The sequence below is a fragment of the Streptomyces sp. NPDC047130 genome, from assembly GCF_040643475.1.
Classification (GTDB): domain Bacteria; phylum Actinomycetota; class Actinomycetes; order Streptomycetales; family Streptomycetaceae; genus Streptomyces.
In genome coordinates, this window is the sequence record NZ_JBEYUK010000001.1 from 182,725 (window position 1) to 207,560 (window position 24,836).

At 73.1% G+C, this 24,836-nt stretch carries 20 protein-coding genes and 1 pseudogene; 14 read left to right on the forward strand and 7 right to left on the reverse strand.

The genetic code is table 11. The features are described from left to right. Positions 1–186: 186 nt before the first annotated feature. From ABZ836_RS00885 to ABZ836_RS00900, 4 genes are read left to right on the forward strand one after another with little or no spacing between them, the layout of a single operon-like run. Positions 187–639: a hypothetical protein gene (locus ABZ836_RS00885; RefSeq protein WP_361138132.1), complete on the forward strand. Its 453-nt coding sequence runs from the start codon at positions 187–189 to the stop codon at positions 637–639. Positions 640–658: 19 nt separating this feature from the next. After that, complete coding sequence (locus ABZ836_RS00890) at positions 659–2,377, forward strand: hypothetical protein (protein ID WP_361138134.1); 1,719 nt, start codon at positions 659–661, stop codon at positions 2,375–2,377. Beyond that, positions 2,340–2,564 carry a hypothetical protein gene (locus tag ABZ836_RS00895; RefSeq protein ID WP_361138136.1) on the forward strand — a complete coding sequence of 75 codons (225 nt, stop codon included), beginning with the start codon at positions 2,340–2,342 and terminating at the stop codon, positions 2,562–2,564. The genes ABZ836_RS00890 and ABZ836_RS00895 overlap by 38 nt, the downstream gene beginning before the upstream one ends. Continuing rightward, the gene (locus ABZ836_RS00900; RefSeq protein WP_361138138.1) at positions 2,564–3,280 is read left to right on the forward strand and encodes a hypothetical protein; all 717 of its coding nucleotides are present in this window, start codon (positions 2,564–2,566) and stop codon (positions 3,278–3,280) included. Before ABZ836_RS00895 ends, ABZ836_RS00900 begins: the two co-directional genes overlap by 1 nt. A gap of 29 nt (positions 3,281–3,309) precedes the next feature. Here ABZ836_RS00900 and ABZ836_RS00905 read toward each other — a convergent pair whose 3' ends face one another. Both ABZ836_RS00905 and ABZ836_RS00910 read right to left on the reverse strand, forming a co-directional pair. Continuing rightward, positions 3,310–4,212: a hypothetical protein gene (locus ABZ836_RS00905; RefSeq protein ID WP_361138140.1), complete on the reverse strand. Its 903-nt coding sequence runs from the start codon at positions 4,210–4,212 to the stop codon at positions 3,310–3,312. Continuing rightward, positions 4,209–5,222 (reverse strand): SPFH domain-containing protein, encoded by a 1,014-nt coding sequence (locus ABZ836_RS00910; RefSeq protein WP_361138142.1) that lies wholly within the window; start codon positions 5,220–5,222, stop codon positions 4,209–4,211. Before ABZ836_RS00910 ends, ABZ836_RS00905 begins: the two co-directional genes overlap by 4 nt. A 190-nt stretch (positions 5,223–5,412) precedes the next feature. Between ABZ836_RS00910 and ABZ836_RS00915 the strand changes: the two genes are divergently transcribed. Together ABZ836_RS00915 and ABZ836_RS00920 are read left to right on the forward strand one after the other, a co-directional pair. Beyond that, a complete protein-coding gene (locus ABZ836_RS00915; protein WP_361138144.1) occupies positions 5,413–6,882 on the forward strand; it encodes an NAD(P)-binding domain-containing protein in 1,470 nt (489 codons plus the stop codon). Between the two features lie 188 nt (positions 6,883–7,070). Continuing rightward, on the forward strand, positions 7,071–7,307 hold the full coding sequence (locus ABZ836_RS00920) for a hypothetical protein (RefSeq protein WP_361138146.1): 237 nt from the start codon (positions 7,071–7,073) through the stop codon (positions 7,305–7,307). A gap of 128 nt (positions 7,308–7,435) precedes the next feature. Here the strand turns inward: ABZ836_RS00920 and ABZ836_RS00925 are convergent, their stop codons facing one another. Together ABZ836_RS00925 and ABZ836_RS00930 are read right to left on the reverse strand one after the other, a co-directional pair. Beyond that, positions 7,436–8,212, reverse strand: a complete 777-nt coding sequence (locus tag ABZ836_RS00925; RefSeq protein ID WP_356128746.1) for an SDR family oxidoreductase — start codon at positions 8,210–8,212, stop codon at positions 7,436–7,438. Positions 8,213–8,275: 63 nt separating this feature from the next. Then, positions 8,276–8,944, reverse strand: coding sequence for an MOSC domain-containing protein (locus ABZ836_RS00930; RefSeq protein ID WP_361138148.1), 669 nt, complete (start codon positions 8,942–8,944; stop codon positions 8,276–8,278). An 82-nt stretch (positions 8,945–9,026) separates the two neighbouring features. On the opposite strand from ABZ836_RS00930, the gene ABZ836_RS00935 reads away from it, so the two are divergent. Next, a complete protein-coding gene (locus ABZ836_RS00935; protein ID WP_356128751.1) occupies positions 9,027–9,938 on the forward strand; it encodes a LysR family transcriptional regulator in 912 nt (303 codons plus the stop codon). A gap of 207 nt (positions 9,939–10,145) precedes the next feature. On the opposite strand, the pseudogene ABZ836_RS00940 reads toward ABZ836_RS00935, so the two are convergent. After that, a pseudogene (locus tag ABZ836_RS00940) lies at positions 10,146–10,433 on the reverse strand (WhiB family transcriptional regulator); the annotation flags it as partial. A 403-nt stretch (positions 10,434–10,836) separates the two neighbouring features. On the opposite strand from ABZ836_RS00940, the gene ABZ836_RS00945 reads away from it, so the two are divergent. From ABZ836_RS00945 to ABZ836_RS00960, 4 genes are all read left to right on the forward strand, one after another. Next, on the forward strand, positions 10,837–11,448 hold the full coding sequence (locus tag ABZ836_RS00945) for a response regulator transcription factor (RefSeq protein WP_003948568.1): 612 nt from the start codon (positions 10,837–10,839) through the stop codon (positions 11,446–11,448). A 295-nt stretch (positions 11,449–11,743) separates the two neighbouring features. Beyond that, positions 11,744–12,319 carry a sigma-70 family RNA polymerase sigma factor gene (locus tag ABZ836_RS00950; RefSeq protein WP_356128757.1) on the forward strand — a complete coding sequence of 192 codons (576 nt, stop codon included), beginning with the start codon at positions 11,744–11,746 and terminating at the stop codon, positions 12,317–12,319. A gap of 224 nt (positions 12,320–12,543) precedes the next feature. Then, positions 12,544–14,049 (forward strand): IMP dehydrogenase, encoded by a 1,506-nt coding sequence (guaB, locus tag ABZ836_RS00955; RefSeq protein ID WP_356128760.1) that lies wholly within the window; start codon positions 12,544–12,546, stop codon positions 14,047–14,049. A 115-nt stretch (positions 14,050–14,164) separates the two neighbouring features. Further along, entirely contained in the window at positions 14,165–15,289 is a 1,125-nt protein-coding gene (locus ABZ836_RS00960) for a GuaB3 family IMP dehydrogenase-related protein (protein WP_361138151.1), read from the forward strand. A 77-nt stretch (positions 15,290–15,366) separates the two neighbouring features. Here ABZ836_RS00960 and ABZ836_RS00965 read toward each other — a convergent pair whose 3' ends face one another. Next, positions 15,367–15,960, reverse strand: coding sequence for a hypothetical protein (locus ABZ836_RS00965; RefSeq protein WP_356128765.1), 594 nt, complete (start codon positions 15,958–15,960; stop codon positions 15,367–15,369). Between the two features lie 116 nt (positions 15,961–16,076). Continuing rightward, a complete protein-coding gene (locus ABZ836_RS00970) occupies positions 16,077–17,297 on the reverse strand; it encodes a nucleotide sugar dehydrogenase (protein ID WP_361138153.1) in 1,221 nt (406 codons plus the stop codon). A 312-nt stretch (positions 17,298–17,609) separates the two neighbouring features. On the opposite strand from ABZ836_RS00970, the gene ABZ836_RS00975 reads away from it, so the two are divergent. From ABZ836_RS00975 to ABZ836_RS00985, 3 genes are all read left to right on the forward strand, one after another. Further along, positions 17,610–19,316, forward strand: a complete 1,707-nt coding sequence (locus ABZ836_RS00975; protein WP_361138155.1) for a glycerol-3-phosphate dehydrogenase/oxidase — start codon at positions 17,610–17,612, stop codon at positions 19,314–19,316. A gap of 823 nt (positions 19,317–20,139) precedes the next feature. Then, positions 20,140–22,062: a serine/threonine-protein kinase gene (locus ABZ836_RS00980; protein WP_361138157.1), complete on the forward strand. Its 1,923-nt coding sequence runs from the start codon at positions 20,140–20,142 to the stop codon at positions 22,060–22,062. Positions 22,063–22,223: 161 nt separating this feature from the next. Next, complete coding sequence (locus tag ABZ836_RS00985; protein ID WP_361138159.1) at positions 22,224–24,818, forward strand: protein kinase; 2,595 nt, start codon at positions 22,224–22,226, stop codon at positions 24,816–24,818. Positions 24,819–24,836 lie beyond the last annotated feature (18 nt).

The window sequence follows — 24,836 nt, forward strand, 5'->3', positions numbered from 1 at the left end:
GCGCGGGTGATCCTCGGCAAGCCCTCCCACCAGCGTCACCGGCGGTGGACGCGCCGCGGGGACGTGCCGATCCACGGAAAGGTTCCGGTCGGATCGCCGTAGCGTCCTGGAACGACCGGCATCGCTTGGTACGACTGGTGGCACCGGCCGCGGTACGGGCGGGATCACGGGAGGTGCGGGGACGACATGACCTGGAACGAGTGGGAGCAGCTGAAACAGGAGGCGACGGCGTCCGCGGCCACGTCGGGCGGACCGCGGCTCGACCAGCTTCCCGCCGCCCAAGGCGCCGGCGGCCCCGACCTCAAGGTCCGGCACCAGCAACTCCGCGCCCTCGGCAAGCTCGCCGACGACCTGCGACAACGCCTCCAGGTGGACGGCGACCACGCCCGGCCCGCCACGTTCTCGGCCGGCACGGGCCTCTCCAACGACGGCCTCGACTCCGGCCACCAGGTGCTGCGGCTCGCCGAGGTGTGGAGCACCAAGCTGCATGTCCTGCTGGACGCGTGCTCCCACATCCGCAACCACCTGGGTTTCACCAGCTCACAGCACAGCGGCGACGACGAAGCGGCCGGCAGCGGCCTCGGAGCGGCGGGTGCCGGCCTGCAGCCGCTGTCGAAGATCTCCGACTACATCAAGTGACACGCACGGGGGACAGCGAATGGCGGACATCGCGACGCTGACGGTCGAGGAACTCCGACACCTCCGCCTCGGCAATCTCAACAAGGCCGTCGCGGACTGGCGGGTCATGGCGGACAAGCTCACCAAACTCGCCACGGGCGGCAGCGGTGACGTGAGCGCCCGCGACCTGGAGAGCAAGGCCAAGGCCGCCGACTGGGAAGGCGTCAACGCGACCGTCTCCCGGGAGTTCGTCACCAAGACGGCCAAACAGTTCGACGACGCGGACGCGGAGGCGAAGGACGTCCTGGGCATTCTGAGCGACCTCGCGTCGCAGATGGCGAAGCACAAGGAGAGCTTGCAGACCGCGGAGTCGGAATTGCGAGCACGGAACATCCTGGTTCTCGGGGACGGCACGATCGTCGACAACGGGCCCAAAGGCCCCACCGAGCAGCATCCTGGGGTGGCCAAGGTGTCGCAGGAGGACCTGGAGGCGGCGAAGGCGCGCATCACGCGCATCCTGTGGGAGGCCACCGAGACCGACCGCATCGCCAAGGACGCGCTGCGAGGGATCATGAAGGACGAGCACGACTTCTCCGGCGCGGGGGCGGGCAGCCTCAAGGAAGCCGACATGCGCCAAGGGCAGGCGCAGGCAGAGAAGTGGAAGAAGGACATCCTCTCCGGCGACTACAAGCAGTGGAGCGACGCCGAACTCGAAGCCTTCAACCGATCGCTCGTCCTTCACCGGGACAACCCCGGCTTCACCGAGACCTTCTTCACGGGCATCGGCGCCGCGCAGACGCTGGAGATGTGGCGGGAGCTCGCCCACCCCTACGACGGACCTGCCGAAGGCGACCGGGCCAAGCTCCTGGCGAAGGTCCAGGACAACCTCAGCATGTCCCTCGCCAATGCTTCCCATGGAGACAGCCCTGTCGTCGAGCAGTGGAAGAAGGACCTGATCGCTGCCGGCCCCAAGCAGCTGCCCGGCGACCTACCCATCGGGCCCACCGGTTTCCAAGTCATGAGTAGTTTGATGCAGAAAGGCCGCTTCGAGAACGAGTTCCTCAACGACTACGGCACAATTCTCATCACCCACGAGCGAGAGAAGTTCCGTGGCTCCGGGGAGCCCTGGTACAGCGGCATCACGCTCAACTACCCGGACAGCGGCAAGAACCCCAACGACCCGATGACCGGCTTCCTCGAAGCTCTCGGCCACAACCCCGAGGCATCGCTGGTCTTCTTCAACGAAGAGACCGGTAAGGGCGAAAAGCGCATCAGCAACTTCGAGTACCTCGTGGGAAACGGCGAACACGGACGCAAGTGGCCGGAGAACACAGACGGGCTCGACAACCTGGGTCACGCACTGGAATCAGCGACCCTGGGATACGCATACGACTCCAAGGAACCTGCGGTCCCGCCGGTGGAGACGCTTGACCAGATCACTGCGAGGAGTGAACGGACGGCGCTGGCGATGGGCGTCGTGGGCGCTTACGCGGATCCCGAACTACTGGCGAAGCACAAGGGCATTGAGGGCAGTCTCGCGAGGGAAGACGCGCAACAAGGAACTGGAAAAGCAGGCTGCCTGGATCGAGTTCGGCGCCGGAGCCCTGGTCGGTGTCGGCACGGGTCTGGTGACTGCACCCACGGCCGGCATCGGCGCGGTTGCGGTACCGATCGTCGCGGACACCGTGGGGGGTGCTGTGGAGACGGCGGTCGGAAACCACATGATGGACTGGCTCGAAAAGAACGAGTTCAAGAATGACGCGGAGTCCATCAAGTCCCTTGACGAGGCCAGGGACGTCGGGGCGAACAACGCGACCGCGCCGGTTAGGGAGTACATGGAACAGCACGGTATGACAGAGAGGGATAGACGAGCGGCGGCCAAGGACATGGAAGGTGCTTACAACGACGGCCGAAGCCTGGCAGATACGGACAACGTGGATAAGTGATGCCGAAGTTCGTGATAGGCAAGTTCGGAGCCATGGCCGCTGTCTGTCTGATGGGGTCGCTCGCGGCATGTGATGCGAACACCAACGACATGCGGCCGCGAAAGTCGGAGTCACCCGTCGAACAACCGGCGGAGCACTGCCGTCGGCTCATCGGGGCCGACGGCGTCGAGTGGGTCAAGAAGAGCCAGAGCTCCCCGATCGCGGAGTCCGACCGGGACGTGCAGGGGGAGGCGAAGGCGACCCGGCAGTTCCGACGCGAGGCGGAGAGTTGGACGGCAGCGACTGACGAGAACGGTTATGGGTGGAGCTCTCTGAAGACGGTGTGCCGGCTCGTGCACGAAGGGCGGGACGTCGGTGGCGAGCTACTCACCATCGAGTTCGGAGCGGCGGCGACCCCTTGGGAGAAGCTGCCCGAGGGCGAGTTGGAGGGCGGCGGGGTGGTTACCGCCGCTGGTGAGGACGCCAAGCTGGTCTCCTGGGAGATGGGTCCGGACGAGCCGAACGAGTATTCCGTCTTCGTGAAGTGCCGGGTCGAAGGCTCGATGTACGGCCAGGAGACGCGGGTGCCGCTCGAGGGCACGCTCACGGACGGCCTCAGCGGTGACCTCGGGGCCAACCCTCGCTTCGATCTGCTGCTGGACGCCGCACGGGTGATGGTGGAGAAGGCCGGCTGCCTCAACGGGCCGGAGTTGCCGGACCGTGCGCCAAGGGCGTGAGCGTGACCGGGAGCGGTGAGGCCAAGTGTTCACACCAGCCGCAGGCGGTCCTCGCAGACGCCGACGCGGACGGTCTGGCCCCAGGTGAGGGCGAGGGCGTCGTCCTCCATGCCGTCGCCGAAGGCCACCAGGTGCTCGGACTCCACGGTGAGGGAGAGGCGGGCGCGGGCGGTCAGCTCGCCGGCGACCAGTGAGGTGCCGGTCCCCGGCGAGGGCCAGGCCTCGCGGACGTACCAGAGGAGCCGGTCCTCGGTCGGGGCGGGGAGAGCGAGCCGGCCGGGCTCCGGGCGTTCCTGCCGGACGGAGCGGATCCAGCCGGTCGCGCCCGTGCCCGTGCCGACCAGGACGCCGGAGGACGCCTGCGACTCCGCAGCGTCGGAGGGGGCGTCGAGACCCAGCCGGTAGCGGGCGGTGCGGTGGCCGGGGGCGCCGAGGTAGATCTCGTTGAGGGCGGTCAGCCGCTGGGTGTCGTCCGCGACCGCCTCCACCATGGTGAGCTCGTCGGCCCGCGCCGACGGCCGCGCCGCGTGACGCAGCAGCCGGCCCGCGGCGCCGGGACGGTGCCGGACCAGGACGCCGGGGTTGCGGCCCGGGTCCGTGTCGACGCCGATCACCGGCTGCCCGGACAGGTACTTGGCGACGTTGGCGACCAGCCCGTCCTGCCCGACCACGACCACCACGTCCTCCGGCGCGAACAGGAACCGGTCCACGTCCCGCCGCTCCACCCGCGCCTGCCGCCAGGTCAGCGGCACCGCCGCGGCCACCTCGGCCAGCGCCCGGTGGTTGCGGGCGTGACGGTCGGCGACCTCGTCGATGCTCCGCCCGCGGGAGGCGAGGAAGAACGCGGCCTGACCGTGGGTGCCGTGCCGGGCCACCAGTTCCTCGTACTCGGTGGCCCGGTGCACCAGCACGGCGCGCGGCGCGAGGCTCATGCGGCCGGTCCCGAGTGCGTGCCGGCCAGCTTGGCCAGCAGGCCGGTGAGGACGTCCGGCGAGACGGTGAGGCTCGCGATGTCGGGCACGTGCTGGGCGAGCTGCATGCCGGTGAGGGCCCGCAGCGTCCCGGCGTCGACCTCGGCGTGCACCCGCAGCCAGGCGGCCTGCGCCTCGGCCTTGGCCGCGCCGGTCTCCCGTTCCGCCTGGGCCTGGGCCTGCGCCAGTCGCACCGTGCGCGCGGCCTCGGCCTCGGCCCGCACCGCGTCGGCGGCGGCCTGCTCCTCCGCCTGGCGGCGGGCGTTGGTGCCGTGCTGGTCGACCAACTGCTCCTCCCGCCGGGCGAGTTCGATCTTGCTGGCCAGTTCGTTCTCGGCGATGGTCCGCTCGCGCTCCACGGCCACCGCGCGCCGCTCGTACGTGGCCCGGTCCGCCTCCTGCTGGATCCGCTCCCGCGCCGGGGTGCGCAGCGCCCGCTCCACCTCGGGCTCGGGCCGCAGCGCCACCACCCGCACGGTGACGATCTCGATGCCCGTCGCCGGCAGCCGCGGCTCGGCGGCCAGCCCGGCGGCGACCCTCTCCCTCACCAGCCCCACGCCGTCCGCCAGCGCCCGCTCCAGCGGAGTGCGTGCCATCACGTCGAGCACCTGCTGCTGCGCCGACTCGGTGAGCAGCGTGGACAGTTGCTCCAGGGGCGAGCCGCGCCAGACGCCGGTGTCCGGGTCGATGGAGAAGTCCAGCCGCTCGGCGGCGACCGCGGGGTCGCCGATCCGGTAGGTGACCGTGGCCTGCACCGTGACGTCCTGGAAGTCGGCGGTGCGGGCGTGGAAGGTCATCGCCAGCTCACGGTCGTCCACCGGCACCTCGGAGAGGGCGGCGGTCAACGACCGGTACCAGAAGCTGATGCCGGGCCCCTCGTGCACCAGCCGTCCGGAACGGTGGTGCCGGATGTGCGCGGTGGGGGTTCCCCGCAGGTGGCGCATGCCGAGGCGCTTGATGATGTCAGCCATGAAGGGCTCCAGCCGTCGAACCGTTTTCGTCAGCATGACGATATAGCGCCCGGCCCTTTATCGTCAACTGGACGAGAAGCGGGTTCAGCTGTTCGATGGATGTCTATGTTGACGGTTGTCGAAGTAGCTGGCAGGGTGTCGACGGCAAGAGATCGACGTTCATCGATACACCGGCCGGGAGAAGGCAGACGTGACCGAGCAGCAGCTTCCCGTCGTCGTCATCGGAGCCGGGCCCGTCGGCCTGGCGGCCGCCGCGCACCTGACCGGGCGCGGGCTGACCCCGCTGGTGCTCGAGGCGGGGCGGGCCGCCGGGGCCGCGGTGCGGGAGTGGGCGCACGTGCGGCTCTTCTCCACCTGGAGCGAACTGGTGGACGCGGAGGCCGAGAAGCTCCTCGCCCCCACCGGCTGGACGCGCCCCGACGCCGCTTCGTACCCCACCGGCGGGGACTGGGCCGAGCGGTACCTGCAGCCGCTGGCCGACGTCCTCGGGGACGCGGTCCGCTATGGCACCACCGTCACCGGCGTGTCCCGCGCGGCCCGGGACCGGGTGGTCGACGCCGGCCGGGAGACCCAGCCGTTCACCGTGCACGTCACCCACGCCGACGGCCGCGAGGAGCGGCTGCTCGCCGCCGCGGTGATCGACGCCTCCGGCACCTGGACGCTGCCGGGCCCGGCCGGCGGCGACGGGCTGCCCGCCCCGGGGGAGAAGGCCGCCGCGGACCGGACCACCTACCGGGTGCCCGACCTGGCCGACCCCGCCGTGCGGGCCCGCTACGCCGGGCGCCGCACCGCGGTCGTCGGCTCCGGCGCCTCCGCGTTCACCGCGTTGGCCGCGTTGGCCGAGCTGGCCGCGGCGGAGGACGGCGCGGGGACGCACACCGCCTGGGTCCTGCGCCGCGGCATCTCCGGCTCCACCTTCGGCGGTGGCGCCGATGACCAACTCCCCGCCCGCGGCGCGCTCGGCCTCTCCGCCCGGGCCGCGGTGGACCAGGGACACGCCGACGCCGTCACCGGCTTCCGCACGGCGGCCGTCGAGCGGGATCGCGAGGGGCGCGTCGTCCTGGTGGCCGAGGACGGCCGCCGCCTCGATCCGGTCGACGAGGTGATCGTGCTGACCGGCCTCCGCCCGGACCTGTCGTTCCTCTCCGAGATCCGCCTCCGCCTCGACGAGCGGCTGCAGGCCCCCGCCGAGCTGGCCCCGCTGATCGACCCCAACCAGCACTCCTGCGGCACGGTCCGCCCGCACGGCCACCGCGAACTCGCGCATCCCGAGCGGAACTTCCACCTGGTCGGCGCCAAGTCCTACGGCCGCGCCCCGACCTTCCTCGCCCTCACCGGCTACGAGCAGGTCCGGTCGGTCGTCGCCGCGCTGGCCGGTGACCCCGAGGCCGCCGACCGTTCCGAACTGGTCCTCCCGGAGACCGGCGTCTGCGGCGGCGCGGGACTCTTCGACACCTCCGCCACCGGACAGGCCGCGGACAGCGGCTGCTGCACCCCGGCCACCCCTGCCGACCCGGCAACCGCGGCCACCCCGGCAACCGCGGCCACCCCGGCGGCCCCGGCAACCCCGGCCGCTCCCGAGCCGCAGGCCGTGCGGACCCCGCAGCTCCTCCACCTGGCCGAGCGCCCCGCGCAGGACGGCGGAGGCTGCTGCGGCTGAGCGAACGGGCCGAAGGAGCGGGGCGCACGCAGGACGATCCGCTGCGAGTGGCCCGGCCACGTCCAGGACGCAGAGCCGGAGGCCCCGCATGCCGTGGCGTTCGGGCACCCGCCCGGCGACGGCCGATGGGAGGCGCACCCGAGGGGGCACAGCCTCGGCCGGTCTGCGCGCGCGGCGGCGGGAGGCTCGTGGGGTTCGTCGACGTCGCGTGGGACGGCGGCACGCACACGTTCCCGCTCGACACCGCGGTCGCCCTGGAGCGGCAGGGCGAGGGGACCGGGCCGTCCTGGTCCGGCCGGCGGCGCGGGAGGCGGGGGCGGGCGGGGTGCCGGTGGCCGCGCGTCGACCCCGAGGAGCCGCTGCGCCCCTTCCACGTCGACGCGTGCGGCTTCCGACCGACGGCGGCGGGCCTGCCGGCGCTGTGACACGGCCGTGGCCGCCTCTCCAGGAGGCGGCCACGGCCGGGGACCGGAACCGGGACGGCCGGGGACCGGACCGGGACGGACGAGGACGCGGACCGGAACCGGGACGGGGACGGTCCGCGACGTCCGGATCAGCGGCTCGGCCCGTACTTCCGCCCCGCGGAGGAGGAGACCCCGCCGATCAGGTTGCGGGGGACCAGCTTGGTGAGACCCATCAGCGCCTTGTAGCGGGGGTCCGGGATGGAGAGGGTCTTGCCGCGGGCCAGGTCGTCGAGGGCGGCCGTGACCACCTTGTCGGCGTCCAGCCACATCCAGCCGGGGATGTTGTCCGTGCCCATGCCCGCGCGCTCGTGGAACTCGGTGCGCACGAAACCGGGGCACAGGGCCATCAGGCGGACCCCGTCGCCGGCGACGTCACGGGCCGCCCCCTGGGTGAACTGCACGACCCAGGCCTTGGACGCGCCGTACGTGCCGCGCGGGACGAACGCGGCGACCGAGGCCACGTTGATCACGCCGCCGCGGTGGCGCTCCCGCATCCCCTCGACCGCCGCGGAGGTCAGACGCAGCACCGCCTCGCAGTGCACCTTGAGCATCCGCAGCTCGTCCGCGAGGGGGACCTCCAGGTAGCGGCCCTTGTTGCCGAAGCCCGCGTTGTTGACCAGCAGGTCGACCGAGTTCCGGCGGTCGGAGAGGCGGGCGGCCACCGCCTCGATGCCCTGGTCGGTGGCGAGGTCCGCGGTGAGCACCTCGGCCTCGATGCCGTGCCGGTCGTGCAGCTCGGTCGCCTGCGTGCGCAGCCGCTCGGTGTCCCTGGCCACCAGCACCAGGTTGTGCCCCCGGGCGGCCAGCCGTCGTGCGAAGGCGGCGCCGAGGCCGGCCGTCGAACCTGTGATCAGAGCAGTGGTCATGGGGTCAGGTTATGCAGGCCGACGGGCCCGGGGGAGGCGGGGCGGCCGGTGGACGAACGCCGGTCAGGGCGCCTGCCGCCCCCGGTACTTCCGCACGACCTCGCGCTCCTCCGCCGGAAGGTCCTCACCGGCCTCCAGGAGGCGGGGCAGCAGGGCGCGCTCCACCATCAGCGCGCGGAAGACCAGCGCGACGGTGACGTCGTGGCCGGGGCGGTGGATCACCTCCACCGCGTCCCCCGGGCGGATCTCACCGGGGGTGAGCACGCGCAGGTAGGCGCCGGGTGCGCCCTTGGCCGTGAACCGCTTCACCCACTGCGGCTCGCCCATGTGGCCCTGGAAGGTGCCGCAGGGGATGCGCGGCGAGGTGACCTGGAGGACGACCTCGGGGCCCACCCGCCACCGCTCTCCCACCCGGGCGCCGGAGACGTCGAGGCCGGAGACGGTCAGGTTCTCGCCGAAGACGCCGCTGCGCAGCGGCCGGCCGAGATCGCGCTCCCACTCGTCGAGGTCCTCGCGGGCGTACGCGTAGACCGCCTGGTCGTCGCCGCCGTGGTGGCGGGTGTGGCAGACCGCGTCGCCGGTCATGCCGCTCGCCCCGGTGCCCTTCGGGCCGGGGGCGAAGACGCGGACGGGGCCGTCCACCGGGCGTTTGTCGATGCCGGTCAGACCGTCCGGCTGCTGGGTGTACGGCACCGCGACGGCGGACCCGAGGTTGAGCGAGAGCACCTTCATACGCCGCACGGTAGCGCCGACGGCATCAAAGCGGGAGGTGGTTTTTGCCGTTCCGCTCCAAGGCTGACTTATGCTCGGAAGGGTGATCGAGGCCCGTCATCTCCGTGTCCTGCGCGCCGTCGCCGCCACCGGTTCGTTCTCCGCGGCGGCCCGCGAGCTGGGCTGCACGCAGCCCGCCGTCAGCCAGCAGATGAAGGCGCTGGAGTCCTCGGCCGGCACCCCCCTGATCGTCCGGGCGGGCCGCGGCATGCGGCTCACCCAGGCCGGTGAGGTCCTGGTGCGGCACGCCGCGGGCATCCTCGCCGGGCTGACCGCCGCCGAGGAGGAGGTGGCGGCGATCGCCGGGCTGCGGGCGGGCCGGGTCCGCCTCGTGTCGTTCCCGAGCGGCAGCTCCACGCTGGTGCCGACGGCGCTGGCCGCGCTGCGGGCCGAGCACCCCGGCACCCAGGTGTCGCTGGAGGAGGCCGAGCCGCCGCGCTCGGTGGAGATGCTGCGCGCCGGTGACTGCGACGTGGCGCTCGCCTTCCGCTACGCGGCGGCCTCGGGCGCCGCCGAGTCGGAGGAGTGGGACGACCTGGTGGTGCGGCCGCTGCTCAGCGACCGCCTGGTGGGTCTGGTGCCCGAGGGGCACCGGCTGGCGTCCGCCGAGTCGGTGGGCATCGGCGAGCTGGCCGGGGAACCGTGGATCGCGGGCTGTCCGCGGTGCCGCGGACAGCTGGTGCAGGTGTGCGCGGAGGCCGGCTTCACGCCGCGGATCGACTTCGCGACGGACGACTACCCGGCCGTGGCCGGGCTGGTCGGCGCGGGCCTGGGCGTGGCGGTGCTGCCCCGGCTGGCGGTGGAGTCGGTCAGGGGGCGGGGCGTCCGCGAGGTCCGCGTGGAACCGGCGGTGCGGCGCGAGATCGTCGCCCTCACCCTTCCCGACCTGGAACACGTTCCCGCCGTGGCGGCCACCCTCGCCCAGCTGGAGCGCGCCGGAACGACCCGCGGCTGAGCCCGGTCGGGCTCACGCCGCCTGACGCGGCCTCACGCCGTCTCACCCCGGTAACCAGCAGAAACGTTTGCTCTCGGGCGTCGGCCGCGAGCCGCGGCGCTAGAAGTCCCCGTGGCCCCCGTGGTCCCCGAAGGGCCGGTGGTCCCCGTGGTCCCCGCGGTGCGGGCCGTCCACGTCGTGGGCCCGCGGCCCCCGGTCCGGCACCGGGACGAGGCGGTGCCGCGCCCGCCCCATCAGTTCCTCGCGTTCGTCCTCCGTGAGCCCGCCCCACACTCCGTAGGGCTCCCGGACCGCCAGTGCGTGCGCGGCGCACTCGGCCCGTACCGGGCACCGCATGCACACCTCCTTGGCCGAGTTCTCACGTGCGCTGCGGGCCGCCCCGCGTTCTCCCTCCGGATGGAAGAACAGCGAACTGTCGACCCCTCGGCAGGCGGCGTGGAGCTGCCAGTCCCACAGATCCGCGTTCGGCCCGGGAAGGCGGGAGAAATCAGCCATGGCGTGTCCCCTTGGTGCTGGTTGCCGGTTCGGCGACCGCGTACCCGCGATCAATGAAGATCTACGAACGATCTAAGGAGATGAAAATATGACTCATTGCGAATCTAGCTACAGACACCAGCAAAAGGGAAGAAAAGGGACCAAACGGGTCAGAGTGCGTGAGGAAAACTTGTGTGCATGCTGTGTGTAACCGATACGTGATGAACCCCTCACGTAGAGTGCTGAAGGCGGCCTTTCTCCCCGTAACTCTTTCGAGTGACCGTCGTTGAGAGGGCGAGGCGGTCGACGGAACAAGCGCTCGGGTGGATGATCCGAGAGGCCCACGAAGGATCGACCGCACAGGTGACGATTTCGTACCAGCCTGGAGGCTCAAGGTGACGCGCATCAGCTGCGGAGGGCGGTCATGACTTCCGTCCTCGTCTGCGACGACTCCCCGCTTGCCCGAGAGGCGCTCCGCCGCGCGGTCGCGACCGTGCCCGGCGTCGAGCGTGTGACGACGGCGGCCAACGGCGAGGAAGTCCTCCGCCGCTGGGGCGCCGACCGCTCGGACCTCATTCTCATGGACGTCCGCATGCCCGGCCTGGGCGGTGTCGAGACGGTCCGCCGCCTCCTCTCCGCCGACCCCGGGGCGCGGATCATCATGCTCACCGTCGCCGAGGACCTGGACGGTGTGGCGCTCGCCGTCGCCGCCGGCGCCCGCGGCTACCTGCACAAGGACGCCTCCCGGGCCGAACTGCGCGCCACGGTGACGCAGGCCCTCGCCGACCCGACGTGGCGGCTCGCCCCGCGCCGTCTGCGGTCCGCCGAGATGGGCGCAGCGCCCACGCTCACGGCCCGTGAGATCCAGGTCCTCGAGGGCATGAGCCACGGCCGTTCCAACGCGGAGATCGGCCGTGAGCTGTTCCTCTCCGAGGACACGGTCAAGACGCACGCCCGCCGGCTCTTCAAGAAGCTCGGCGCCTCGGACCGGGCGCACGCCGTGGCACTCGGCTTCCGCTGGGGCCTGGTCCGGTAGGACCCACACCCGTGGGTCGCCTCGATGACTGCGTCACGGCGGGGTCCCGGAGAACGCTCCGGGAGACCCGCCTGCCGCACCTGTGACGGAGACGTCAGAACCTCCCGACGGGTGCCCGATGCTCGTTTCCCGGCGGATGCCGCATCCTTGAGGATGTGGAGTTCTCGGGGACGAGTCGGTCGAGCGGAAGGGGAGGGCGCAGGGGATGAGTGCCGGCGCACCTGCTCATAACGCTTCGGTGCACAACCAGGACCGTGGCGGACCTGGCTCGCAGGCTCCAGGGCACCATGGAGCGATGCGCGACGACGAGACGACGGTGATCGGTGCCCTCGTCCTTCGTGCCGTCGACGGCGACGAACAGGCGACGCACGACCTGCTGGCCCGGGTGCACCCGCTGGCCCTGCGGTACTGCCGCACCCGGCTGTCCAGGCTCCCGGGCGACGCCCGCCACTTCGTGGAGGACCTGGCGCAGGAGGTGTGCGTCGCGGTGCTCCTGGCCCTCCCGCGCTACCGGGACACGGGCCGGCCCTTCGAGGCCTTCGTCTTCGCCATCGCCGCGCACAAGGTCGCCGACCTGCAGCGCGCCGCGATGCGCCACCCCGGATCCACGGCGGTGCCGTCGGACGAGATGCCCGAGCGGCCCGACGACTCCCTCGGCCCCGAGGAGCGGGCGCTGCTCAGCAGCGACGCCGAGTGGGCCAAGAAGCTGCTCGCCAACCTCCCGGAGAACCAGCGGGAGCTGCTGCTGCTGCGGATCGCGGTCGGCCTCACGGCGGAGGAAACCGGCCAGATGTTGGGAATGTCACCCGGTGCCGTGCGGGTCGCCCAGCACCGTGCGCTGAGCCGTCTGCGGGCGCTCGCCGAGCAGTGACGGTCACTGCGCGCGACGGTGCGACCGGCGGTTTCCGGCCACGGCGCGTCCCGACCGTGGGGCACGGCCCCCTCCGTCACCGCGGCGCGGCCGGCGATCACCCCCGGTAACCGAACGCGGGGCCGGGGTGTCACCCACCACGCCCACGAATGGTGGAATGCCGGACCCCAGGATCCCGTTAGCATGGACATCCGCACCGATCAAGGCCATTTGGGGAAGGTGTCATGACTGCAAACGTCGACGGAGTGCCCGCCAAGTTCGCGACACTCGGGCTGACCTACGACGACGTGTTGCTGCTACCGGGAGCGTCGGACGTCCTCCCCAACGCGGTCGACACCTCCACCCGGATCTCCCGGAACATCAAGGTCAACATCCCGCTGCTCTCGGCGGCGATGGACAAGGTGACCGAGTCCCGGATGGCCATCGCCATGGCCCGGCAGGGCGGCGTCGGCGTGCTCCACCGCAACCTCTCCATCGAGGACCAGGTCAACCAGGTCGACCTGGTGAAGCGCTCCGAGTCCGGCATGGTGACGGACCCGATCACCGTGCACCCCGAGGCCACCCTCGCCGAGGCCGACGCGCTGTGCGCCAAGTTCCGCATCAGCGGCGTCCCGGTCACCGACCCGGCGGGCAAGCTGCTGGGCATCGTCACCAACCGCGACATGGCCTTCGAGACCGACCGCAGCCGCAAGGTGCACGAGGTCATGACGCCGATGCCGCTGGTCACGGGCAAGGTCGGCATCTCCGGTGCGGACGCGATCGAGCTGCTCCGCAAGCACAAGATCGAGAAGCTGCCGCTGGTCGACGACGCGGGCGTGCTCAAGGGCCTGATCACGGTCAAGGACTTCGTCAAGGCCGAGCAGTACCCCAACGCCGCCAAGGACTCCGAGGGCCGGCTGCTCGTCGGCGCCGCCGTGGGCGCGAGCCCCGAGGCGCTGGAGCGGGCCCAGGCGCTGGCCGCCGCCGGTGTGGACTTCCTGATCGTCGACACCTCCCACGGCCACAACAGCAACGCCCTGTCCTGGATGGCGAAGATCAAGTCCGCGGTGGACGTCGACGTGATCGGCGGCAACGTCGCCACCCGTGACGGCGCCCAGGCGATCATCGACGCCGGCGCCGACGGCGTGAAGGTCGGTGTCGGACCCGGCTCCATCTGCACCACCCGCGTCGTCGCCGGCATCGGCGTCCCGCAGGTCAGCGCCATCTACGAGGCGTCCCTCGCCGCCCGCCCGGCCGGTGTGCCGGTCATCGGCGACGGCGGCCTGCAGTACTCCGGCGACATCGGCAAGGCGCTGGCCGCCGGCGCGGACAGCGTGATGCTGGGCAGCCTGCTGGCCGGCTGCGAGGAGTCCCCGGGCGAGCTGCAGTTCATCAACGGCAAGCAGTTCAAGTCCTACCGCGGCATGGGCTCGCTCGGCGCGATGCAGTCCCGCGGCCAGGGCAAGTCCTACTCCAAGGACCGCTACTTCCAGGCCGAGGTCGCCTCCGACGAGAAGCTCGTCCCCGAGGGCATCGAGGGCCAGGTCCCCTACCGGGGCCCGCTCTCCAACGTGCTGCACCAGCTCGTCGGCGGCCTGCGCCAGACCATGGGCTACGTGGGCGCGGCGACCATCGAGGAGATGGAGTCCAAGGGCCGCTTCGTCCGGATCACCTCGGCGGGCCTCAAGGAGAGCCACCCGCATGACATCCAGATGACGGTCGAGGCGCCGAACTACAGCGGCAAGCCGTAAGCGGAAGCACCGAAAACACCGCAGAAGGGCGGTCCCGCCGGGCGCGGGGCCGCCCTCTGCATGGGCGTCGGCGATACTGGATGACGCCTGACAAGCAGAGGGAAAGGCCACAGACGTGACTGAGATCGAGATCGGGCGCGGCAAGCGCGGCCGCCGGGCGTACGCCTTCGACGACATCGCTGTCGTCCCGAGCCGCCGCACGCGGGACCCGCAGGAGGTCTCGATCGCGTGGCAGATCGACGCCTACCGCTTCGAGCTGCCGTTCCTGGCCGCGCCGATGGACTCGGTCGTCTCCCCGGCCACCGCCATCCGCATCGGCGAGATGGGGGGCCTCGGCGTCCTCAACCTCGAGGGCCTGTGGACCCGGTACGACGACCCGCAGCCGCTGCTCGACGAGATCGCCGAGCTGCCGGCCGAGGCCGCCACCCGCCGCCTCCAGGAGATCTACGCCGCGCCGATCAAGGAGGAACTGATCGGGCAGCGCATCAAGGAGGTGCGCGACGCCGGTGTGGTCACCGCCGCGGCGCTCTCCCCGCAGCGCACGGCCGAGTTCTCCAAGACGGTCGTGGACGCCGGCGTCGACATCTTCGTGATCCGCGGCACCACCGTGTCGGCGGAGCACGTGTCCTCCTCGCACGAGCCGCTCAACCTGAAGCAGTTCATCTACGAGCTGGACGTGCCGGTCATCGTGGGCGGCTGCGCCACCTACACGGCCGCGCTGCACCTGATGCGCACCGGCGCGGCGGGCGTGCTGGTCGGCTTCGGCGGCGGCGCCGCGCACACCACGCGCAACGTGCTGGGCATCCAGGTGCCGATGGCCACCGCGGTCGCCGACGTGGCGGCGGCGCGCCGGGACTACATGGACGAGTCCGGCGGCCGGTACGTGCACGTGATCGCCGACGGCGGCGTGGGCTGGTCCGGCGACCTGCCCAAGGCGATCGCCTGCGGCGCGGACTCGGTGATGATCGGCTCCCCGCTGGCGCGCGCCACCGACGCGCCGGGCAAGGGCCACCACTGGGGCATGGAGGCGGTCAACGCCGAGCTGCCGCGCGGCAAGAAGGTCGCGCTGGGCACCGTGGGCACCCTGGAGGAGATCCTCACCGGGCCGTCCCACTCGCCGGACGGGTCGATGAACTTCTTCGGCGCGCTCAAGCGGGCCATGGCGACCACGGGCTACAGCGAGCTCAAGGAGTTCCAGCGCGTCGAGGTGACCGTCGGGGACTCCCAGCACCGCCGCTGACACCCACCCGTCACGCACGAGGGCCCGCCCACCGGTTCGTCCGGGGGCGGGCCCTTCGTCTCGTCCGGGGCGCCGGATCAGTCGCTGCCGACCTTCTTGGCGACGCTGAACGCCGCCGCGCCGCCGAGGGCGATGAAGACGAAGCTCAGGAAGTCGAGCTCCTCGCTCCAGGCCTGCTGGACGATGGAGAAGTCCTCGACCAGCACCTGGAAGAAGCTGTCGTAGGGGAGCAGCGGGCTGTCCGCCGCGAAGACGGCGATGCCGATGAGCTGGCCCAGGTAGACGGAGCCCAGCGAGACGATCGCGGCGATCGCGCCCGTCACCGGGTTGCCGCCGCCCAGCTTGCCCGCGACCAGGCCCACGAGGGCGCCCACGCCCACCGCGGCGTAGCCGATCTCCACCTCGGCCTTGCCCAGGATCAGGCCGTAGACCACGGCCGCCACCAGACCCGTGACCAGGCCGGCCACCGCGCCCAGCGCCAGCTTGCCGCCGGAGGGGAGGGCGGGGATCGCCGGGGAGCTGTAGGACGGAGCGGGGGCGCCGTAAACGGGCGCGCCTGGGTAGCCCTGCGGAGCCGGCTGGCCCTGCGGTGCGCCGCCCTGCGGCGGGACACCGGGAGCGGCGGCGTACGGGTTGCCCTCGGCCGGCTGAGGAGGCGTGGGTTGGGTCATGACAGGTCCCCCGTGGGTACGAGCGTGTGTACGAAGAGTGGGCAGAGTAGCAGTGGGGACCTGCCGTCCTCGCACGATTTCGGCCGGCGGCCGCCCGCCCGTGACCTGTCACTTCGTCAGAGACGGTGCGCCGCACCCGTCGGCGTCGCCCCCCTGGTGTCGAGCAGGAGTTGCGCCTTGACCGAGAGGCTCTGCAGGTCGTACGCCCGGTGCTGCTGGAGGAGGATCGTCAGGTCGGCGTCGGCCGCGGCCTCGTGGACGGAGTCGGCGCGGGGCACGGACCGGCCGCGAACGCGCCACTCGCCGACGTAGGGGTCGTGGAAGACCACCTCGGCGCCCAGGGCGCCGAGGTGGGCGGCGATCTCCTCGGCGGGGGAGTGGCGGTCGTCGTCGAGGTCGGGCTTGTAGGTGACGCCGAGCAGCAGGACCCGGGCGCCGCGCGCCGACTTGCCGTGCTCGTTGAGCAGGGCGGCGGCCCGGCGGGACACGTAGCCCGGCATACCGGCGTTGACGCGGCGGGCGAGTTCCACCATGCGCAGGGTCGGCCCCGCCGCGCCCGCGGTCCGGGAGGTCAGGTCGCGGGGGAGGCCGTGGCCGCCGACGCCGGGGCCGGGGCGGAACGCCTCGAAGCCGAAAGGCTTGGTCTCGGCGCAGCGGATGACGTCCCACAGGTCGACGCCGAGGTCGTGGCAGACCACCGCCATCTCGTTGACCAGGGCGATGTTGACGTGCCGGAAGTTGGTCTCCAGCAGGTGCACGGTCTCCGCCTCGCGCAGACCGCGGGCGCGGACCACGCGGTCGGTGATCCGGGAGTAGAAGGCGATGGCGGATTCGGTGCAGGCGGGGGTGAGGCCGCCGACCACGGTGGGGGTGTTGGCCGGCGTCCAGGCGCGGTTGCCGGGGTCGACGCGGCTGGGGGAGTAGGCGAGGTGGAAGTCCCGCCCGGCCAGCAGCCCCGACCCCTGCTCCAGCAGGTCGCGCAGGAAGCCCTCGGTGGTGCCCGGGTGGACCGGCGACTCGAGGATCACGGTGGTGTGGGGACGCAGCCGGGCGGCGAGGGTCCGGGCCGCGGTGGCGACCTCGGTGAGGTCCAGGCCGTCGTCGGCCGCACGGGTGACGGGGGCGCAGATGACGGCGGTGCGGACCTTGCCGAGTTCGTCGGGACGGTCGGTGGGGCGGAAGCCGCGGGCCAGCATGCGGCGGAGTTCGGCGGCGGTCAGGGATCCGGAGTCCGGTCCGAGGCGGTAGCCGAGGGTGGGGACGCCGGCGGCGACGGCGGCCTGGGCCAGCGGCAGGCCGAGCGGGCCGAGTCCGATGACGGCGAGGTCTGCGGGCATGGGTGGGCCGTCCTTCCCGATAGCCGGAGGGGGACAGGTGCGCAAGCCGGGAGATCCTCTCGGACGAGCGCACTGTCAGACTAGGAGTAAATATGACCGTTATGCGGCATTGTGGACGGCGTGCGCGTGTTGATCACGCGGATCAGCCTCAGGGGTGACGGGGCGGCAGTGACGTGCGGGAACGCCGGGCAGGTTGTCCACAGGCAGGGGACGGGTGGTGGCCGATCCACGGCGGGCCGGTGAGAATCGATCAGCACGGGTGACCCACCCAGTTCGACCGGCACCAACACGACGACAGCGTGGGAGGCAGCGGTGAGGACAGCGACACTCGGGCCGGAGCAGCGGGACGAGTCCCTGGCGGCCATGGCCGAACGGGAACTCGACGTGCTGGTGGTCGGAGGAGGCGTGGTCGGGGCCGGCACCGCGCTGGACGCGGCGACCCGCGGGCTGGTGACCGGCCTGGTCGAGGCCCGCGACTGGGCCTCCGGCACGTCCAGCCGCTCCAGCAAACTGATCCACGGCGGCCTGCGGTACCTGGAGATGCTGGACTTCGCGCTGGTCCGCGAGGCGCTGAAGGAACGCGGCCTGCTGCTGGAGCGGCTGGCGCCGCACCTGGTGAAGCCGGTCCCCTTCCTCTACCCGCTCCAGCACAAGGCCTGGGAGCGCGCCTACGCCGGCACCGGCGTCGCGATGTACGACGTGATGTCGCTGGCCCGGGGGCACGGCCGGGGGCTGCCGGGCCACCGGCACCTGACCCGCCGTCACGCCCTGCGCATCGCCCCCTGCCTGCGCAAGGACGCGCTGACCGGCGCGCTGCAGTACTACGACGCCCAGATGGACGACGCGCGCTACGTCGCCACCCTGGTGCGGACGGCCGCCGCCTACGGGGCCAAGGTCGCCAACCGGGCCCGGGTCACCGGCTTCGTCCGGGAGGGCGAGCGGGTGGTCGGCGCCCGCGTGAAGGACCTGGAGGGCGGCGGGGAGTACGAGATCCGCGCCCAGCAGATCGTCAACGCGACCGGGGTGTGGACGGACGACACCCAGGCGATGGTCGGCGAGCGCGGCCAGTTCCACGTCAAGGCGTCCAAGGGCATCCACCTGGTCGTCCCCAAGGACCGCATCCACTCCAGGACAGGGCTGATCCTGCGGACCGAGAAGTCCGTCCTGTTCGTCATCCCCTGGGGGCGGCACTGGATCGTCGGCACCACCGACACCGAGTGGAGCCTCGACAAGGCACACCCGGCGGCCTCCAGCGCCGACATCGACTACCTGCTGGAACACGTCAACTCCGTGCTGGCCGTCCCCCTCACCAGGGACGACGTGGAGGGCGTCTACGCCGGTCTGCGGCCGCTGCTGGCCGGGGAGTCGGAGGCGACCAGCAAGCTCTCCCGCGAGCACACGGTGGCGCACCCGGTGCCGGGCCTGGTGGTGGTCGCGGGCGGCAAGTACACGACGTACCGGGTGATGGCCAAGGACGCGGTGGACGCGGCGGTGCACGGCCTCGACCGGCGGGTCGCGCCCTGCGTCACCGAGGAGATCCCGCTGGTCGGCGCGGAGGGCTACCGGGCGCTGTGGAACGCGCGGGCCCGCATCGCCGCGCGCACCGGACTCCACGTGGTCCGGGTCGAGCACCTGCTCAACCGGTACGGCTCGCTCGCCGAGGAGGTGCTGGAACTGATCGCCGAGGACCCCTCGCTGGCCGCGCCCCTCCCCGGCGCCGACGACTACCTGCGCGCCGAGGTGGTGTACGCGGCCCGCAGCGAGGGCGCGCTGCACCTGGACGACGTGATGACCCGGCGCACCCGCATCTCCATCGAGACCTTCGACCGCGGCACCCGCAGCGCGCGGGAGGTCGCCGAGCTGATGGCCCCGGTCCTCGGCTGGGACGCGGAGCGGGTGGACCGGGAGGTGGAGTACTACGAGAAGCGGGTGGAGGCGGAACGGGAGTCGCAGCGTCAGCCGGACGACCTCACGGCGGACGCGGCGAGGCTCGGGGCGCCGGACATCGTCCGCTCCTGACGGCCCTGGCGGCCCCTCGCGGGGGACGCCGTGCCGGCCGGACCGTCGGCGCCGTCCCGCGGGCGGGCGCAAGGGGCCGTGGGTGTCGCGGGGCTGCGTCGGGCCGGTGTCGCCGTCCCGGCGGCTCGTGGGCCGCGCCTCCCGGCCGGCCGTGCGGAGAGGACGGCGTCGGAACGGGCCGTGACGCCATCGCGACGGGCCAGGGCGGGCCAGGGCGGGGCAGCGTCTCGGCGACGGGCGGTCGTTGCCGGTCCCGGCCCGAGCCGGGAGCGGGCTCCGGCCCGTGCCGGGGGCGGGTTTTGGCCTGTGCCGCAGGCGGTGCCCGGCCCGTGCGCGGCGACGCGCGGAGTGCGGGCACGCCGCGGGCTGCGGGGCCGTCTTCGCGGCGTCTCAGGGCGGTTCCCGGGCGCTGCTCGACGGCTTCCGGGCGGCTCAAAGCCGCTCCAGGCCCTCTCCGGGCCGGTGGGACGGCCGCCCAAGCCCTCTCCGGGCCGGTGGGACGGCCGCCCAAGCCCTCTCCGGGCCGGTGGGACGGCCGCCCAAGCCCTCTCCGGGCCGGTGGGACGGGCCGCTCCGGCCGCCTCGGGGCCGGTGGGACGGGCCAGGGGCTTGGCCGGGACCGGGTGGGCGGCGGGGAGCGAGGTGAGGGGATTCGTCCGCCGTCGGGGGTGGACGGGGCGGTTTTCGCCGGTACCGTCGGCCACGGTGGCAGCCCGTCATCGGTCAAGCACGGCAAGCCGGTTCATCCCCACCCGGCGGCCCGTCCACTTGTCGGGTGGGGGACAATGGAGGCTCTGTCAGGGCGGGTTGCATGAGGGGACGCATGTCGGAGACGGAGCGGGCGGGGACACCTCGTCAGGACAGGACCGGACGTCTCCTCGCCGGGCGCTACCGGCTGGAGTCGGTGCTCGGCCGAGGCGGCATGGGCACGGTCTGGCGGGCCGAGGACGAGACGCTCGGCCGGAAGGTCGCCGTCAAGGAACTGCGATTTCCGGCCAACATCGACGAGGAGGAGAAGCGCCGCCTGATCACGCGCACCCTGCGCGAGGCGAAGGCGATCGCGCGGATCCGCAACACCAGCGCGGTGACCGTCTACGACGTGGTCGACGAGGACGACCGGCCGTGGATCGTGATGGAGATGGTCACCGGCAAGTCCCTCGCCGAGGTGATCCGCGAGGACGGCACGCTCAACCCGCGCCGCGCCGCCGAGGTGGGCCTCGCCGTCCTCGACGTGCTGCGCTCCGCCCACCGCGAGGGCATCCTGCACCGCGACGTGAAGCCGTCCAACGTGCTGATGGCCGAGGACGGCCGGGTGGTCCTCACCGACTTCGGCATCGCCCAGATCGAGGGCGACCCCTCCCTCACCTCCACGGGCATGCTCGTCGGCGCCCCCTCCTACATCTCCCCGGAGCGCGCCCGCGGCCACAAGCCGGGCCCCGCCGCCGACCTGTGGTCGCTGGGCGGCCTGCTGTACGCGGCCGTCGAGGGCGTGCCGCCGTACGACAAGGGCTCCGCCATCGCCACGCTCACCGCGGTGATGACCGAGCCGGTGGAGGAGCCCCGGCACGCCGGACCGCTGCGCGAGGTCATCCTGGGCCTGCTGGACAAGGACCCCGCCAAGCGGCTGGACGACGCCAAGGCGCGTGCCCTGCTCGGCGCCGTGCTCTCCGGCACCGCGGCCGAGGCCGAGTCCACTCCGGTGGACGCCGTGCGCACGGTCCCGCTGCCCGACGAGGAGCGCGAGGGCTCCGCCGCACTGCCCCTCACCGGCACCACCCCCCGCCCCGCCGCCGGCGGCTCCGGGACGGACGCCGGGGAGCCCGCGGGCGGGACGGCCGCGAAGTCCGCCGCCACGCCCGCCACGCCCGCCACGCCCGCCGCGCGGCCGGGCTGGCCCGTGATGAGCACGCCCGCCGACATGCCGGAGCGGCCCGTCGCCCCCGCGTCGTCGAAGCCGGGCGGACCGGGCGGGCCGGGCGGCTCCCTCGGGGACGTGTTCTCCCGGCGGTCCGTGCTGATCGCCGTCGCGGTGGTCGCGGTCCTCGCCGTACTGGTCGCCGTCCTGGTCAACACGCTCGGCGACGGCACGGACGATTCCGGCGGCCGGGGCGACGTGGCGGCCAGCGGCGAGCCCGAGCCCGGCGACGGGACGTCCGGCTCCTCGAAGGGTTCCTCCGGCGAGCCCGACGACCGCACCTCCCCGGGCGCCTCCGACGACGACGGCGCGGCGGACGACAAGGGCGGGGACAAGGACGGCGACGAGGGCGGCGGCAAGGGCGGCGACAAGGGGTCCGGCACCTCCGAGGACGGTCTGCTGGAGACCACCGATTACACGTCGCCGCAGGGCTTCACCATCGGCCTGCCCGCCGGCTGGCGCTACCGCTCCAGCGACAAGGCCGGCGCCCGCTTCACCGGCCCCGGCGACCAGCGCCTGCTGATCGGCTGGACCAGCACCCCCAAGGACGACCCGGTGGCCGACTGGGAGCAGCAGGAGAACTACATGGCCCGCGACCAGTACCGGCGGATCCGGATAGAGGCGGTGGACTTCCGCGGCTGGAACGCGGCCGACTGGGAGTTCACCTACGCCCAGGGGGGCACCAAGTACCGGGTGATCGACCGCGGGTTCGTGGTGAGCCCCATCCAGGGCTACGCGCTCATGTACACCGCGCCGTCCGCCGACTGGGACGGTGACCGGCGCAAGGACACCTGGGACACCCTCACCGCCACGTTCCGGCCGAAGTCCTGATCCGACGGGGCCGCGCGGTGGCAGGATGTCGCATCGGAGCAGCGGGTGTCGGCCACGGCACGTATCGTGAACCCGCGCGGACCGTACGCAGAGGGAAGAACGGCCGGAACACGGCGCACACCGAACGGAACTGACCGACCGGGCGGAGCGGGGAGGGTCTGGTGGACGACTACGCGGGACGGATACTCGCCGATCGCTATCGCCTGCCCCTGCCCCCGTCCGGCGAGGACCGGTACGACCTGGCCGAGGGCCTGGCCTTCGACACCTACAGCGGCCAGGAGGTGCGGGTCCGTCAGATCCCGCTCCCCGAGGTCGTCGAGGCCGAGGTGCTCGACGCCGACGGGCTGCCCGAGGGCTTCAGCGCGGCCGCGCGGTACGGCGGGAGCCGGGACGAGGAGCCCGCCGAGCCGGCGGTGCGCCGCGCCCTGGAGGCGGCCCGGGAGGCGGCGCGCATCCCCGACCACCCCCGCCTGGACCAGGTCTACGACGTGTTCGCCGACGGCGGCTCCCTCTGGGTCGTGGGCGAGGCCGTGCCCGGCCGACCCCTCGGGGACCTGCTCACCGAGCGCCCGCTGACCCCGTACCGCGCCGCCGAGGTCGCCGCCGACGTGCTGATGGCGCTCCGGGTCCTGCACGCGCACGGCTGGGTCCACCGCAACATCACCCCGCGCACGGTGCTGGTCTGCGACGACGGGCGGGTGGTCCTCGGCGGTCTGGCCGCCGGAGCCGCCGAGGAAGCCCTCTGCGGCTACGACCCCGTCCCGCCGGAGACGCCGCCGCTGGACGCCCCGGAGCCGCCCGCGCCCGAACCCGGGACGTCCGGCGGCCCGGACTCCCCGGCCCCCGACGCGCCCGCCGTCACCGCCCCGCGCACCGTTCCGGGCCTGCCCGCGCCCTCGCCGTCCTCCGACAGCTGGACCCCGGCCCCGGAGGCGTCGCCGTGGCCCGGCGCGGACGGCCCCGCGTCACGCGGCGAGGACGCGCCGTACCGCGCGGTCGCCGCCTACCAGGAGGGCGCGCGTGCGGCGGCCGCCCGGGTGGACGAGGCGCGCGGCGCCGGCCGGAGCCTGGAGGAACACGCACCCGGCGGGCGCCCGGCGCTGCCCGGGGCCCGCACCCCCGTCGAAGGCGTGCCCGCACCGGAGAAGCCCGCCGACCCGCCCGGCCGGATAGCCGATCCGTACGGCGTGCAGGGGCGGCCGTCGTGGCACGGCGTCGAGCCGCGCCCCGGCACCTCCGTCACCTGGCCGACCCCGCCCGGGTCCGAGCCGGCCGCCGATCCCGTCCCCCGCCCGGCGAACCCGCCCGTCCCGCAGCAGGGCGGGCCCTCGCAGCACGCCCCGGTGCCCCCGGCGGTCCCGACCGTTCCGGCTGCCCCGCAGGTCGCCCCGCCGGTCGCGCCGCCGGGTCGCGGTCCGGCCACCGCGCTCGCCGCGGAGCGGGCCCGGCAGGCGCGGATGACGGTGGTCGGCGCGGTCACCGAGCGGTGGGCGCCCGAACAGGCCCACCCGGTGCACGACAACTGGCAGCTCGCCGCGCCCGTGGGACCGGCCACCGACCTGTGGGCGCTCGGCGCGCTGCTGTTCCGCGCCGTGCAGGGGCACGCCCCCTACCCGGAGGACTCCACCGCCGAACTGGTCCAGCTGGTGTGCGCGGAGCCGCCGGCCTTCGCCGAGGAGTGCGGCCCGCTGCGTCCCGTCGTGGAGTCCCTGCTGCGCCAGGACCCCACCGACCGGCCGGACGTCGAGGAACTCGCCGGCTGGCTGCGCTCGATGGTGCGGTCCGCGCCGGAACCCGAGGCGGGCGCCAACGTCATCGCCCTGCCGCCGGCCGACCCGGAGCGGCTGCCGATGGTGCGCGGCAAGGGCGAACTGGTCCGCCGCCGCCGGGGCTCCCGCAAGGACGGGGCCGTCCGCGCCCGCCACCGCCGCGCCGCCGCCGAACACCCGGAACGCGCCGCACGCGCCGAACGACCCGTACGCGCGGACCGGCACGCACCGCCGGAGCGGCCCGCACGCGCCGAACGCGCCGAGCGGGCCGTGCCGCGGGAGCGTGAGCAGTCACCGCGCAACCTCGGGCGGACGCTGCTCGTGGCGATCCTCCTGCTGCTGGTGGCCGCCGTCGCCTACGCCGTGCTCTTCATGCCGAAGGCCGGGGAACAGGCCGGCGAGCAGGGCCGCTCCGGCAACTCCTTCCCCGCCGGCACCCCGCGGAGCACGCCGCCCCCGGACGACGCGGAGCCGTCCCCGTCGGCGTCCGCGAAGGACCCCGCCCGGCCCTCCGACCCGCCCAAGGGCGACCTCGCGGAGGGATTCACGCTCCGCGAGGACCCCGAGGGCTTCGAGATCGCCGTCGCCGGCGGCTGGGACCGCGCACCCCGCAACGGCCAGGGCCAGGTCGTCTACTCGCGGGGCGACTTCCGGCTGATCGTCGTGCCCGGACGGGACAGCGCCGAGCAGTACGGCCGCGACCCGCAGGTCTACCAGCAGGAGCACGAGCCCGAACTGCAGCCCTACCGGGACTCCACCTGGGCCGGATCGGGCGGCCTGCGCCGCATCGAGGTGGGCGGCAAGGTCATGGCCGAGGGCGAGTTCACCTGGACCGACGACCAGGGACGCAAGATCTACGTGCGCAACCTGGCCATCCTCGACGGCGGCCGCTACCACGTGGTGCAGCTGCGCGGACCGGAGGCGGAGAAGGACCAGGTGACCCGGCTCTTCGAACAGGCCTCGGCCACCTACGAGTACACCCGCTGACGGTCCACGCCACCCGCT